The sequence below is a fragment of the Sphingopyxis fribergensis genome, from assembly GCF_000803645.1.
GTDB classification, from domain to species: Bacteria; Pseudomonadota; Alphaproteobacteria; order Sphingomonadales; family Sphingomonadaceae; genus Sphingopyxis; species Sphingopyxis fribergensis.
This window is the reverse complement of the sequence record NZ_CP009122.1, coordinates 1,516,268-1,529,996: the sequence shown is the minus strand read 5'-3', so window position 1 is coordinate 1,529,996 and position 13,729 is coordinate 1,516,268. Positions and strand designations below refer to the sequence as shown.

10 protein-coding genes are annotated in these 13,729 nt (G+C 61.4%); 7 read left to right on the top strand and 3 right to left on the bottom strand.

All coding sequences use genetic code 11. The features are described 5' to 3' along the window. Positions 1-2 precede the first annotated feature (2 nt). The gene (locus tag SKP52_RS07160) at positions 3-401 is read right to left on the bottom strand and encodes a hypothetical protein (protein WP_039573337.1); all 399 of its coding nucleotides are present in this window, start codon (positions 399-401) and stop codon (positions 3-5) included. Positions 402-591: 190 nt separating this feature from the next. On the opposite strand from SKP52_RS07160, the gene SKP52_RS07155 reads away from it, so the two are divergent. Continuing rightward, a complete protein-coding gene (locus SKP52_RS07155; RefSeq protein WP_267128042.1) occupies positions 592-2,067 on the top strand; it encodes a BCCT family transporter in 1,476 nt (491 codons plus the stop codon). Between the two features lie 16 nt (positions 2,068-2,083). On the opposite strand, the gene SKP52_RS07150 is transcribed toward SKP52_RS07155, so the two are convergent. Next, positions 2,084-4,153 carry a M13 family metallopeptidase gene (locus SKP52_RS07150; RefSeq protein WP_039573333.1) on the bottom strand — a complete coding sequence of 690 codons (2,070 nt, stop codon included), beginning with the start codon at positions 4,151-4,153 and terminating at the stop codon, positions 2,084-2,086. Positions 4,154-4,394: 241 nt separating this feature from the next. On the opposite strand from SKP52_RS07150, the gene uvrA reads away from it, so the two are divergent. Beyond that, a complete protein-coding gene (uvrA, locus tag SKP52_RS07145) occupies positions 4,395-7,289 on the top strand; it encodes an excinuclease ABC subunit UvrA (RefSeq protein ID WP_039573330.1) in 2,895 nt (964 codons plus the stop codon). 131 nt (positions 7,290-7,420) lie between these two features. Here uvrA and SKP52_RS07140 read toward each other — a convergent pair whose 3' ends face one another. Further along, positions 7,421-7,729, bottom strand: coding sequence for a putative quinol monooxygenase (locus tag SKP52_RS07140; RefSeq protein WP_039573327.1), 309 nt, complete (start codon positions 7,727-7,729; stop codon positions 7,421-7,423). Positions 7,730-7,804: 75 nt separating this feature from the next. Here SKP52_RS07140 and SKP52_RS25200 point away from each other — a divergent pair, with 75 nt between their 5' ends. The 5 genes from SKP52_RS25200 to pstA all read left to right on the top strand — a co-directional run bounded on the left by SKP52_RS25200 (position 7,805) and on the right by pstA (position 13,727). After that, positions 7,805-9,100 carry an AAA family ATPase gene (locus tag SKP52_RS25200; protein WP_160292371.1) on the top strand — a complete coding sequence of 432 codons (1,296 nt, stop codon included), beginning with the start codon at positions 7,805-7,807 and terminating at the stop codon, positions 9,098-9,100. Continuing rightward, on the top strand, positions 9,097-9,765 hold the full coding sequence (locus SKP52_RS25195) for an RloB family protein (protein WP_081997243.1): 669 nt from the start codon (positions 9,097-9,099) through the stop codon (positions 9,763-9,765). Before SKP52_RS25200 ends, SKP52_RS25195 begins: the two co-directional genes overlap by 4 nt. A gap of 124 nt (positions 9,766-9,889) precedes the next feature. Further along, positions 9,890-10,939, top strand: a complete 1,050-nt coding sequence (locus tag SKP52_RS07135) for a substrate-binding domain-containing protein (protein ID WP_039573323.1) — start codon at positions 9,890-9,892, stop codon at positions 10,937-10,939. A 222-nt stretch (positions 10,940-11,161) separates the two neighbouring features. Beyond that, positions 11,162-12,478, top strand: a complete 1,317-nt coding sequence (gene pstC / locus SKP52_RS07130) for a phosphate ABC transporter permease subunit PstC (protein WP_407695103.1) — start codon at positions 11,162-11,164, stop codon at positions 12,476-12,478. Further along, positions 12,471-13,727, top strand: a complete 1,257-nt coding sequence (gene pstA / locus SKP52_RS07125) for a phosphate ABC transporter permease PstA (protein ID WP_039573316.1) — start codon at positions 12,471-12,473, stop codon at positions 13,725-13,727. Before pstC ends, pstA begins: the two co-directional genes overlap by 8 nt. Positions 13,728-13,729 lie beyond the last annotated feature (2 nt).

Sequence of the window (13,729 nt, the reverse complement as noted above, 5' to 3'; positions counted from 1 at the left end):
CCTTAGCGCGGCGGCTTTGTCGGCGCGGCGCAGCGGGTGGTGTCGCCGGCCTTGCACGCGGCGGCATCGGCCTCCCACGTCATCCGTTCTTCGGCCGACATCGCGGCGACGCGCGCCTTTTCTGCCTCATAGGCCGCCGTTTCCTCGGTGAACACGGTCTGATCATGCGCGACCTGCTGCTGTGCGGCAGACACTTCCTGCGCATAGGTCGTGTTGTCCGCCTTGGCGCGCGACGCCTGTTCGGCGTTGAGTCGCGCCGTGTTCGATCGTTCTTCGGGGGTGGTGCCATCCTTGGCGGGTTGCGCCGCCGTCGTCGCATCGGCAGGCGTCTGGAAGGCTGCCGCCTGACCCGAGACGAGAAGCGCAAGCGCGGTGGTGGCCGTCATAATCATCCTGGTCATCGGAACTTCTCCTTCAATCGATTGCGCTGCCGGTCCAACGCTTTGCCCGGTAGCACGTTCCCAGCCTCGAATTGACCTGTTCGAAGGCAACCGCCATCATGGGTATCCTCTTCATGTCCGATCGGCCGATCATTTGCCAGCATCACCCAAGCACCCCATCAATCGCCCGGTTTTTTTCACGCCGCTCGCAGTGCTTCTCGCCGCCGTCATCCTCAGCCTGTGGCAGGGCGCGGCGGTGGTCGCAGCCGAAACCGCGATCAACGATTGGATATTGCGCAATTTCTCGCCGCTCTTCGCCTGGGCGGGAATCGGCTTTCTGGCGCTTCTGGCAGGCATCGCGGTTTCGCCGCTCGGCGGGCGGATCATCGGCGGGCCGGACGCGAAGCCGATACTGACCCGCTGGCGCTGGTTCGCAGTCACGCTCTGCACCACCATCGCCACCGGCATCCTCTTCTGGGGCGCCGCCGAGCCCTTATTCCACCTCAACGACCCGCCCGCAATGCTCGGGCTGGAACCGGGCAGCGATGCGGCGGCGACCTTCGCGATGTCGACGATGTTCCTGCATTGGACGCTGACCCCCTATGCCATCTACACCGTCGCGGGGCTGGCATTTGCGCTCGTCTATTACAACCGCCGCGAACCGTTCAGCCTGTCGTCGCTGTTCGTGCCGTTGATCGGCACGCGCGCGCATGGACGGATCGGTACGATCATCGACATCGTGTGCCTGTTTGCGCTCGTCGCCGGCATGGCGGCCTCGCTCGGCGCCGGAGTTCTTGCATTGGCGGGTGGGTTAGAAGGCTTGGGCGGCTTTTCCGGCGGCCCGGCACTACGCTGGGCGATTGCGGCGGTAATCGTCGCGACCTTTGTCATTTCCGCCGCGCTCGGCTTGCAACGCGGCATCACGCGGCTATCGCTGCTCAACGTCTGGCTGTTCTTCGGCGTGCTGCTGTTCGTCTTCGCGATGGGTCCTTGGCACGCGCTCCCCTCGCTCGGTTTCAAAGCTATGGGCAATTATAGCGCGACATTCCTTCCCCGCAGCCTTGGCCTCGACGTCGACGGCGATTGGCATCGGCAATGGACGATCTTCAACTGGGCCAACTGGTTCGCCTGGGCGCCGGTGACCGCACTGTTCCTCGGTCGGCTCGCGGTAGGATACAGCGTGCGGTCCTTCATCCTGTTCAATCTGCTGCTGCCCTCGTTGTTCGGCGCGGCCTGGATGATCGTGATCGCGGGAACCACGATCATCATCGACCAGAATTCAGGCGGAAGTCTTTACGCCATTCTGACCAGCGTCGGTCCCGACCCGCTGCTTTACAGCCTCTTCAGCAAGCTGGGTGGCGGAACGCCGGTGCTCGTGCTGCTGATCGCGGCGATCTTTCTGTCCTATGTCACGGCCGCAGACAGCAACGTGTCTGCGATGAGTTCGCTGTCCACGCACGGAATCTCTCCCGAAACGCCCGAAGCGCCTTTGTCGGTAAAGATCGTGTGGGGAGGGACGATCGGCCTCGTCGCGACGATCCTCGTCGCGTCGTCGGGCATCGACGGCATCCGCATGATGTCGGTGCTCGGTGGCTTTCCGGCGCTGTTCGTCATTCTCGGCGCAGCCCTGTCGCTCACCGTGATGGCGGTACGGGGACGACACAAGGCCGCCCCTGCCCAATCCTGAGAAAGGGGTCTCAGGACTACCAGATCCGTGTGCGGTCTTCGGGCTTCAGATAATATTTGGCGCCTGCGGCGACGCTGAACGCCTTGTACCACGCATCGACATTGCGCACAGGCCCGATAATGCGCCAGCGCGCCGGGCTGTGCGGGTCACTCGCCACCTGCTGCTTGATCGCATCCTCGCGCTGCTTCGTCCGCCACGCTTGCGCAAAGGCAAGGAAGAAGCGCTGGTCACCGGTCAGCCCGTCGATCACCGGCGCGGGCTTGCCGCCGAGCGAGCGGCGATAGGCGTCATAAGCCACCTCTAGCCCCGCCAGATCGGCGATATTCTCGCCCATCGTCAGGTCGGGGTTGATGAACGATCCCGGCGCGGCCTCATAGGTTGCATATTGCGCCCCGAACGCCTTGGCCTGCGCGTCGAAGCGTGCCGCATCCTCGGGCGTCCACCAGTCGCGCACCGCACCGTCGGCATCGATCTTGCGCCCCTGATCGTCGAAGCCGTGCGTGATTTCGTGGCCGATCACCGCGCCGATCGCGCCATAATTGACCGCATCGTCGACGCTCTCGCTAAAGTAAGGAGCCTGCAATATGCCCGCCGGAAACACGATCTTGTTCTCGAGCCCGCCGTTGTAAGCGTTCACTTCCTGCGGGTTCATCGACCATTTCTTGCGGTCGACGGGCTTGTTCAGATCCGACAGCGCATAGGCATATTCGAACGCCGCGCTGCGCTTCACATTGCCGTAAAGGTCCGCGGGATCGATCTTGAGCCCCGAATAGTCGCGCCATTTGTCGGGATAGCCGACCATCACGTCCATCTTGGCGAGCTTCGCCAGCGCGGCGTCCTTCGTCGCCGGCGCCATCCAGCTGTTGTTCCGGATGCGGTCGCCCATCGCGAGCTTCAGGTTGGTGACGAGCACCTCCATCTTCGCCTTCGCGCTCGCCGGGAAATATTGCTTCGAATAGGTTTCGCCGACGAGTTCGCCGAGGCTGCCGTCCACGAGCGTCAGACCGCGCTTCCATCGCGGACGCAGTTCGCCGACCCCGCTCAGCGCCTTGGTATATTCGAATCTGCTGTCGACAAACGCCTTCGACAAATAGGGCGCGGCATTGTCGGCGACATGGAATTGCTGCCACAGCTTGACCGTGTCGAGTGGCGTCTTGGCATAGAGTGCGGCGATATCCCGCACTGCCGTCTTTTCATTGACGATGATACGCTTTTGCGGCGCGATGCCCGAACCCGCAAACCAGGCGTTCCAGTCGAGCCCGGGCGCATAGGCCGCCAATTCGTCCGCCGACATCGGATTGTTGATCTTGCCGATATCACGGCGATCGGCGATGGCCCAGCTGACCTTCGCGATCTCGGTCTCGAACGCCATGATCGCATCGGCCGCCTTTTCGGGGTCGGCATTGCCCACCATCTTCATCGTCCGCGCGATATAGGCACGATACGCGTCGCGCTGCGCCTTGAAGCTGTCGCTCAGATAATAATCGCGTTCGGGCAGCCCGATCCCCGCCTGTCCCAGCCACAGCACGTTGACGGTCGGATCGGCGGTGTCGGCGTAGGGCCCGCCGCTGACAATCGTGGAGCCGAACGTCCCCTGCGTGCCTCCCATGAAGCGCGCCATGTCGCTCTTGTCCTTGATCGCAGCGACCGCCGTGATATCGGCCATCAGCGGCTTGGCGGCGAGCGCCTCCACGCGCGCCTCGTCCATGAAGCTTTGATAGAGCCCGCCAACCTGGCTCGCCGCGGGCGCTCCGGCGACAACCGCGCGGAGCTGACGCTGGGTCAAATTATAGACGTCGTAATCGACCCCTGCAGAGGCCTGATCCGACGGAATCTCGGTTCGCGCGAACCAGCCGCCATTGGCATATTTGTCGAAATCGTCGCCCGGCTTCACCGACGGATCGCGCGCGTCGAGATCGACGCCCCATTTGCCGAAGGTCAGCGCTGTCAGCGATCCGCTTTCGGTCCCACCCGCTGCTTCGTCGGCCATCAGCGAAGCCAATGGCGATACATCCCGCGCCAGCGTCGGCGCCGCCAGTGCGGCTGCGATGGCCAGCGAGGCCGCGCCCAAAAATCCTGTCTTCATTCCCCGTCTCCTTGGTCCCTGCGCCGACCCAAAGGGACGACGACCATGGCCATGACTGTCCGCCCGTGACGCCAAGCGGTCAAGCGAACGATACGACGCTTGGTCGAAGCCTTTGGGATGTTGGTGGAAAGCTCCCCTCTTATGTCCCGCATTGCGGCGCGGCTCCGGCCACCCTATCTAGAGCCCAACCGCGCAAAACCGCACTTGCGCCCCTAGAACAAATCTGGAACATACCTCTCCCATGAGTCTCACCCACATTAAAGTGCGCGGCGCGCGCGAGCATAATCTTAAGGGCGTCGACGTCGATCTGCCGCGCGATGCGCTGATCGTCATCACCGGCCTGTCGGGCAGCGGCAAATCGTCGCTCGCCTTCGACACCATCTATGCTGAGGGGCAGCGGCGCTATGTTGAGAGCCTCTCCGCATACGCGCGCCAGTTCCTCGAGATGATGCAGAAGCCCGATGTCGAGCATATCGATGGCCTGTCGCCAGCGATCAGCATCGAGCAGAAGACGACGAGCCGGAATCCCCGATCCACCGTCGCGACGGTGACCGAGATCTACGACTATATGCGCCTGCTGTGGGCGCGCGTCGGCATCCCCTATTCGCCGACGACCGGCGAGCCGATCAGCGCGCAGACGGTCACCGACATGGTCGACCGTGTGATGGCGCTGCCCGAGGGGACGCGCGCCTATCTGCTCGCTCCCGTCGTGCGCGGGCGCAAGGGCGAGTATAAGAAGGAACTCGCGCAGTGGCAGAAGGACGGCTTCACGCGCGTCCGCATCGACGGCGAATTCTACGAGATCGGCGAGGCGCCCGCGCTAGACAAGAAATACAAGCATGACATCGAGGTTGTCGTCGACCGCATCGCGGTGCGCGAAGGTCTCGGCACGCGGCTCGCCGACAGTTTCGAAACCGCGCTGAAACTCGCGGAGGGGCTCGCCTATGTCGACCTCGCCGATGGCCCGGTGCCGGGCCGCGAGGAAGAGGACACCGGCGGCGCGATGAAGGGCGCGGGCATCCCCGCGAACCGGCTGATCTTCTCCGAGAAATTCGCCTGCCCCGTCTCGGGCTTCACGATCGCCGAGATCGAACCGCGCCTGTTCAGCTTCAACGCGCCGCAGGGCGCGTGCCCCGCATGCGACGGGCTCGGTGAGCGGCAGGAGTTCGACCCCGATCTCGTCGTCCCCAACCATGCGCTGAGCCTCAAGAAGGGCGCGGTCGTGCCGTGGGCGAAATCGAACCCGCCCTCGCCTTATTATATGCAGGTGCTCGAAAGCCTGGGCAAAGCCTATGGCTTCGATCTCACGACGCCGTGGCAGGACCTGCCGGGTGAGGTGCAGTTGATCATCCTTTACGGCAGCGGCGGCAAGCCCGTCGAACTGACCTTCAAGGACGGCAAGCGCAGCTACACGACGCACAAGGCGTTCGAGGGCGTGATCGGCAATCTCAACCGCCGCCTGCTCCAGACCGAAAGCGCGTGGATGCGCGAGGAATTGAGCAAATATCAGGCACCGCATCCGTGCGAGACGTGCCACGGCGCGCGCCTGCGCCCCGAACCGCTCGCGGTGAAAATCGCGGGCGAGGATATCAGCATGTCGGCCCAGCGCTCGGTCGCCGATGCGCTCGGCTGGTTCAGCACGCTCGAAGAGAAGCTCAACGACACGCAGCGGCAGATCGCCAAGGCGATCCTCAAGGAAATCAATGAGCGCCTCGGGTTCCTAAACAATGTCGGGCTCGATTATCTCAACCTCAACCGCACGAGCGGCACGCTCAGCGGCGGCGAGAGCCAGCGCATCCGCCTCGCCTCGCAGATCGGCAGCGGCCTCTCGGGCGTGCTCTACGTCCTCGACGAACCGAGCATCGGCCTGCACCAGCGCGACAACGACCGGCTGCTCGCGACGCTCAAGCGCCTCCGCGACCTCGGCAACACCGTCATCGTCGTCGAGCATGACGAGGATGCGATCCGCCACGCCGACTATGTCGTCGACATGGGCCCCGGCGCGGGGCTCCACGGCGGCGAGATCGTCGCCGAGGGCACGCTCGAACAGGTGCTCGCGAACAAGAACAGCCTGACCGCGGCGTATCTGACCGGCGCGAAGAAGATCGAGGTGCCCAAGCACCGCCGCAAGGGCAATGGCTTCGACCTCGTGCTCAAGGGCGCGCGCGCGAACAATCTTCAAAATGTCACCGCCAAGATCCCGCTCGGGACCTTCACCTGCGTCACCGGCCTGTCGGGCAGCGGCAAGTCGAGCCTGATCATCGACACGCTTTACGCCAGCGCGGCGCGCGTGCTCAACGGCGCGCGGATGATCGCGGGGCCGCACGACAGCCTGAAAGGGTTGGAGCATTGCGACAAGGTGATCGACATCGACCAGTCGCCGATCGGCCGCACCCCGCGCTCGAACCCCGCGACTTATACGGGCGCCTTCACGATCATCCGCGACTGGTTCGCGGGGCTGCCCGAAAGCCAGGCGCGCGGGTACAAGCCCGGGCGGTTCAGCTTCAACGTCAAGGGCGGGCGCTGCGAGACGTGCACCGGCGACGGGCTCATCAAGATCGAGATGCACTTCCTGCCCGACGTCTATGTGACGTGCGAGACGTGCCACGGCAAACGCTACAACCGCGAAACGCTGGAGGTTAAGTTCAAGGGCCACAGCATCGCCGACGTGCTCGACATGACGGTCGAGGATGCGGCCGAATTCTTCAAGGCGGTGCCGTCGATCCGCGAGAAGATGGCGATGCTGGTCCGCGTGGGGCTCGGCTATATCAAGGTCGGGCAGCAGGCGACGACACTGTCGGGCGGCGAGGCGCAGCGCGTCAAGCTCGCCAAGGAATTGTCGCGCCGTTCGACCGGGCAGACGCTCTACATCCTCGACGAGCCGACCACCGGCCTCCATTTCGAGGATGTGCGCAAATTGCTCGAAGTGCTGCAGGCGCTGGTCGATCAGGGCAACAGCGTCGTGGTGATCGAGCATAATCTGGATGTCATCAAGACCGCCGACTATATACTCGACCTCGGCCCCGAAGGCGGGGTCAAGGGCGGCGAGATCGTCGCGGCGGGAACGCCCGAGCAGGTGGTGAAGGAGAAGCGCAGCTTCACCGGGCAGTATCTGGCGCCGTTGCTGGGGAAGTAACGCAGGCCCCTCCCGCCTGCGGGAGGGGCAGCGAGACTTGCGAGCTTGCTCGCTAGTCGCAGCGGGGTGGGCACCTGACACGGTGTTGGCCCACCCCCAACCCCTCCCGCAAGCGGGAGGGGAGTATCGCGCTACCCCATCAGCTTCGCGGTGATGTCCTCGGCGGCATAGATGCGGATCACCGGCGGCTGCGGCGAGAGGACGCGCATTTCGGCGACGAAGGCGGCGGAGGCGGGCACCGCGAAATGGGTCCGCACCGCGGCGATATCCGCCCACTCCTCGACAAAGACGAGGTGGTCGGGCTGCTCGACATCGAGATGGCAGCGATGCCCCAGACACCCCGCCTCGCCGCGCGACCGCGCGCTATGTCCGGCGCCGAGCGCGATCATGCGCTCGCGATGCTCGGGGGTGAGGATGACGTGGCCGGTGATGAGGATCATATATGCCTCCGACTTGGATTAAGCTTGCTTTAAAGGATTTTTTGCAGGAAAGGTGCAAAAAGAGCGAGGAAACCCGTGTTACTTGAAATTGAAATCCAAAATGAACGTGCGTTTGCTGAGGCAAGCACGCTTTCCCTGATCGCATCAAACCTCAAAGAGGCGAATGACGATGCCGTTCGGGAAGTAGGAAATTTAGCAAAAACGAGAGCCCTCACATCCGCCCTGATCTTGGGCAAGAACGGCAGCGGTAAATCATCGTTGATTGATGCGTTTTCGTTCATATCTCGATTCGTTAGAAGCTCTGCAAAGGATAGCCAAGCCGATGAAGAACTAGAGCACGATCCGAATGAACTAATTGACAAACTCAAAAACGAGCCCACCCAATACAGGATATTATTTTCCGTTCAGAAAAATATATATGAGTATAAGCTTTCATTCGATAAAAAACGAATCACATATGAAAGCTTAGATATAGCAGATAAATCAACAAGATTTAGGAAAGTATTTTCTAGAGATTGGGTAAAAAAATCTAAATCATATGAATACGAGTTTGGAGAAGCAATTTCTGGACCAAAGAATATTTGGCAGCAAAGCACCCGTGAAAACGCGCTTTTTCTGTCAACTGCTATCCAGCTAAATTCAGAAAGCCTGAAAGAGCCCTACAACTGGCTTGCTAGCTATCTACGAACCACGCGCATCGACTCTAGCGGCGACACCTACACAACAAAACGTTGCTTTGAAGATAAAAAATTTAGAAAAAAAGTCGTTAGCTTTCTTCAAGCCATGGATATTAATATAGAAGACTTGCACTTTGAAGAAGAAGATGTTGACATAAACTTTCTTAACAAGGCTTTTTCAAAAGAATTCTTAAAAGAGATGCGATCATCCGGCGCCAGTCCATTTCAAGATAAAAGAAAAGTGGTAAAATTTGTAAAAAGAAAATCCGACGGAACGACGGCCATGCTTCCGATAAAGGAAGAGTCTACCGGAACTAGAGCACTGTACAATCTTTCTGGGCCGCTTCATGACACGCTAGAAAACGGCTACTGCCTCCTGATCGATGAAATCAACACGAGCCTTCATCCCGTGGTCGTTCATTTTTTGATAAAGATGTTTAACTCTAAACGTACCAATCCCAAAAGAGCCCAGCTGATTTGTACTTCGCATGATGTTAGCATATTGAGGGACGAACTCGTTCGACGGGATCAAGTTTGGTTTATCGAAAACGACGGCTGCGGCGCACAGCTTGTGCCGCTCTCTGACTACGCACCTCGGCGAACTGAGGCCTTGGAGCGAGGCTACCTAAGAGGACGGTACGGCGGAATTCCCACGATCGATTCCTACCTGCTAAAGTTTGTTGATTCTGAATGAAACGTTCACGGGACACTCGCAGCATTCAGCGGCGAAAAGCGAGCAGAGAGCCGCGGCAATTTTTGCTGATAGTTTGCGAAGGAGAAAGCACAGAGCCTGCATACTTTGCTCATTACAGAAGGAAACTTCGCCTCGCAAACGTGGGCATCGATATATGCGGAGCGGAATGCGGAAGCGATCCAAAATCGGTTGTAAAGTATGCCGAAGCAAGATTTAAGAAAGATCCGTCAATAGATAAGTGCTTTTGCGTTATTGATCGAGACCGACATTTGACAGATAATTTCCAGGGGGCAATTTCTTCTGGAAAGTCTATAAACAATCTTTATAAGAATCGTGATTTTATTGTTCACGTTTCCGATCCGTGCATAGAGTACTGGTTCATTCTTCATTTCCAGTACACCCGAACTCCTTTTACGGAATCCGGTCAAAAATCACGCGGGGGGTGCGCAGTCGATAAATTGGTTTCGCTTTGGCCAGAGTATCGGAAAAATCTCCCTGATATCGGATTATCTCTGGAACCCCGAAGCGCCCAAGCGCGAACGAATGCTATCAAAGCTCTCCGAGATGCAGAAACTACAAGCGAGCCCAATCCATCGACCTCGTTGCATTTACTGATACAAGAGCTCGAACGGATGGCAGCCCGAAATAATGCTGACGCAGCTTGATAGTGACACTTATATGACACTCCCTGTCACAAACACGTCACAGTACTCCCCCAAATGGCCCTCAGCGAGTCGCCGCGGGGGTGGTGGCTTGGATCGGTAACGACCCCCACCACAGGATTTTTCCATGTTCCAGAAATTCGCTCTTATTGCTGGCGCCGCGACGTGCGCGCTCGCGCTTTCCGCGTGCCAGGATCAGGCGTCTTCGGGCGGCGGGGCGCGCGATTATATCAGCGCGGTCGGTTCGTCGACCGTCTATCCCTTTGCCACCGCGGTCGGCGAGAAGTTCGCCGAAGCGACGGGCAACAAGACGCCGAAGATCGACAGCACGGGCACCGGCGGCGGCTTCGAACGCTTCTGCGCCGGCGTCGGCGGCGACACCGCCGACATCGCGAACGCCTCGCGCCGCATCAAGAAGAAGGAATTCGACACCTGCGCCGCGAACGGCGTCAAGGATATCGTCGAAATCCAGATCGGTATCGACGGCATCGCGCTCGGCGAAGCGCAGCGCGGTCCCGGCTTCAAGCTGACCGAGGAAGATGTCTATAAGGCGCTCGCCGCCAATCCTTATGGCAAGCCGAACACCGCAAAGACGTGGAAGGATGTGAACCCCGCCCTCCCCGCGGTCGCCATCTCGGTATTCGGCCCGCCGTCGACCAGCGGCACCTATGATGCGTTCAAGGAACTGATCCTCGGCACCGGCTGCGACGCCAATCCCGAGATGAAGGCGCTGAAGGCCAGCGACAAGGACAAGCATGAGGCGACCTGCACCGCGCTGCGCGGCGCGCCTTTCTATGTCGAGCAGGGCGAGAATGATAACCTCATCATCTCGAAGCTCGACAAGAACCCGACCAGCCTTGGCATCTTTGGCTTCAGCTATCTCGACGCCAACAAGGACAAGATCAAGGCGGTGCCGATCCAGGGCGTCGCGCCGACCTATGCCGCGATCGCCGACGGCAGCTATCCCGGTTCGCGCCCGCTGTTCATCTATGTGAAGAAGGCGCATGTCGGCGTCGTCCCCGGCCTCGCCGAATATGTCGCCGAGTTCCTGAAGGGCGCGGGCGAAGGCGGTTATCTGAACGCCAAGGGGCTGATCGTGTCGCCGAAGGCGATCGCCGACAAGGCGACCGCCGCGGGCACCGGCATGACCGTGCTGAACGGCGCTGAGCTCAACTAAGTTTCCTCCCGCTGGTGGCCGGGGCGGGCTCGCCCGTCCGGCCACCGTCTTTTTGGACCGCCTACCCTCCGTTCGTGTCGAGCGAAGTCGAGACACGCGAGCCCTGCGCCAGGCGCATCTCGACTCGCTCGATGCAAACGGAAAATGGGGAATCGCTGAGACGTGACCTTCAACGCCGCCGCCCTTTTGCTTTTGATCGCAGGGTTAGCCCTGATCGGCTGGATTGCCGGTCGGCAACGGTCGAACCTGCTCGCGGGGCGCGCGGGTACAAAGCTCCATTCGCGCCCGCAATATCATGGCTGGTATGTCGCGCTGTGGCTATTTGCCCCCGCGGCGCTGTTCCTCGCCGTCTGGTCGTCGGTTTCGCCGGCGCTGATCACCAACCAGGTGCTGACGAGCGAAGCGGCGCAGTCGCTCCCCTCTTTCGGGTTCGAGCGCGGGGCGATCCTGTCCGACGCGCGCAGCGTTGCCGAAGGCAAGCAGGACAGGGTGCGGCTGCCCGCCGCGGCGCCGCTGGTGCAGCCCTATGCCGACGCGAGCCACAAATATGCGTGGATCGGCATCGCCGCGATGCTCGCGCTGGCGCTCGCGGGCGGGCTTTATGCCTTCACGCGGATCAAACCCGATTTCCGGGCGCGAACGCGGGTCGAGCGGATCGTGATGCTGTTCCTGCTGCTCGCGTCCCTGGTCGCGATCCTCACGACATTCGGCATCGTGCTCTCACTGCTCTTTGAATCGATCCGCTTTTTCCGCCTCGTCTCGCCCGCCGAATTGCTGTTCGGGACGACATGGGCGCCGCAAAGCGGGGCGCCGCAGCCCGACACGTTCGGCGGCATTCCTTTGTTCTGGGGCACGGTGCTGATCGGCGCGATCATCGCGATGATCGTCGCGATCCCGATCGGGATGATGACCGCGGTGTACCTCACCCAATATGCCGCGCCCGCGGTGCGCCGCTGGGTCAAGCCGATCCTCGAGATCCTCGCGGGGGTGCCGACCGTGGTCTACGGCTATTTCGCCGCGCTGACCGTCGCCCCTGCCCTGCGCAATTTCGCGGTGATGCTGGGCATTCCGAACGCCTCGACCGAAAGCGCGCTTGCCGCGGGCATCGTGATGGGGGTGATGATCATCCCGTTCGTGTCGTCGATGGCCGACGACAGCATCAACGCGGTGCCGCAGGCGATGCGCGACGGATCGCTCGCCCTCGGCGCCACCCCGAACGAAACGATCCGCCAGGTGCTGATCCCCGCCGCGCTGCCCGGCGTGATGGGCGGCATATTGCTCGCGGTCAGCCGCGCGATTGGCGAGACGATGATCGTCGTGATGGCGGCGGGCCTCTCCGCCAACATGACTGCCAACCCCTTTGCCAGCGTCACCACGGTGACCGCGCAGATCGTCAAATTGCTCACCGGCGATCAGGAGTTCGACAGCGCCAAGACGCTCGCCGCCTTCGCGCTCGGGCTCGTGCTGTTCATCGTCACGCTGCTGCTCAACATCGCCGCCCTGCGCATCGTCAAAAAGTATCGCGAAGCTTATGAATAGGGAAACCGCCCCCACCGACTGGAAAGGCACCGTGATGCAAAAGCGCATCGCGGGCCGCTACGCCGCCGAACGCCGCTTCAAGCTGTTCGGGCTGGGCGCGGTGCTACTCTCGGGCGCTTTCCTCGCCTTCCTGCTGTTCGTGATGGTCGGCAACGGCGCGCGCGGCTTTACCTATACGCATGTCGCGGTGCCGATCGATTTCAAGAGCACGCCGCTGACGGTCGATACGTCGCGGCTGGGCGATGCCGACGCCGATCAGGTGATCGCGAACGCAGGGCTGGCCGACATCGTCGCCTTTGCCGCCGACGAAGCGCTGGGCGACGGCGGGGCCGAGCTGATTTCGGAGAATGCGTGGAAGGAAGTGCGCAGCGAGATCAAGGCCGACCCCGAACTCCTGAACGGCAAGACGGTGTTCGAACTGCCGGCGTCATCGGCGGTCGACATCATGGCGAAAGACGGCGCGCGCGGCGAACTCGGGGCGCGGGTCGATGCGCTGGAGCGTGACGGCAAGCTGGGGACCGGCATCCACTGGCCCTTTTTCAAGAACGCCGACGCCACCGATCCCGCGGTCGCGGGCATCTGGGGCGCGCTCAAGGGGTCGGTGCTGACGATCTTCATCGCCTTCCTCATCGCCTTTCCCACGGGCGTGCTCGCGGCGCTCTATCTTGAGGAATATGCGCCGAAGAACCGCTGGACCGACCTCATCGAAGTGTCGATCAACAATCTTGCCGCGGTTCCCTCGATCATCTTTGGCCTGCTCGCGCTCGCGGTGTTCATCAACTGGTTCGGCATCTGCCAGGCGAGCGCACTCGTCGGCGGCCTGACGCTGGCGCTGATGACGATGCCGGTGATCGTCATCGCCAGCCGCAACGCGATCAAGTCGGTGCCGCCCTCGATCCGCGACGCTGCGCTGGGTGTTGGCGCAAGTCCCGTGCAGGTGGTGTTCCACCATGTCCTGCCGCTCGCGCTGCCGGGCATTTTGACCGGCACCATCATCGGCATGGCGCGCGCGCTGGGGGAGACCGCGCCTTTGCTCTTGATCGGCATGCGTGCCTTCATCGGTGACGTTCCGGGCGGTATCTGTTCGCCGGCGACCGTGCTGCCGATGCAGATCTTCCTCTGGTCGGACGAAGTCGACCGGGGCTTTGTCGAGAAAACCTCCGCCGCGATCATCGTGCTGCTTATCGTGCTGCTGTCGATGAACGCCTTTGCGATCTATCTTCGCAACAAATTCGAAAAACGCTGGTGAAC

Excerpts from the sequence above, each read along its gene's own strand:
- SKP52_RS07160 (WP_039573337.1), bottom strand. The coding sequence starts at position 401 with ATGACCAGGATGATTATGACGGCCACCACCGCGCTTGCGCTTCTCGTC.
- SKP52_RS07150 (WP_039573333.1), bottom strand. The coding sequence starts at position 4,153 with ATGAAGACAGGATTTTTGGGCGCGGCCTCGCTGGCCATCGCAGCCGCA.
- uvrA (WP_039573330.1), top strand. The coding sequence starts at position 4,395 with ATGAGTCTCACCCACATTAAAGTGCGCGGCGCGCGCGAGCATAATCTT.
- SKP52_RS07140 (WP_039573327.1), bottom strand. The coding sequence starts at position 7,729 with ATGATCCTCATCACCGGCCACGTCATCCTCACCCCCGAGCATCGCGAG.
- SKP52_RS25195 (WP_081997243.1), top strand. The coding sequence starts at position 9,097 with ATGAAACGTTCACGGGACACTCGCAGCATTCAGCGGCGAAAAGCGAGC.
- SKP52_RS07135 (WP_039573323.1), top strand. The coding sequence starts at position 9,890 with ATGTTCCAGAAATTCGCTCTTATTGCTGGCGCCGCGACGTGCGCGCTC.
- pstA (WP_039573316.1), top strand. The coding sequence starts at position 12,471 with ATGAATAGGGAAACCGCCCCCACCGACTGGAAAGGCACCGTGATGCAA.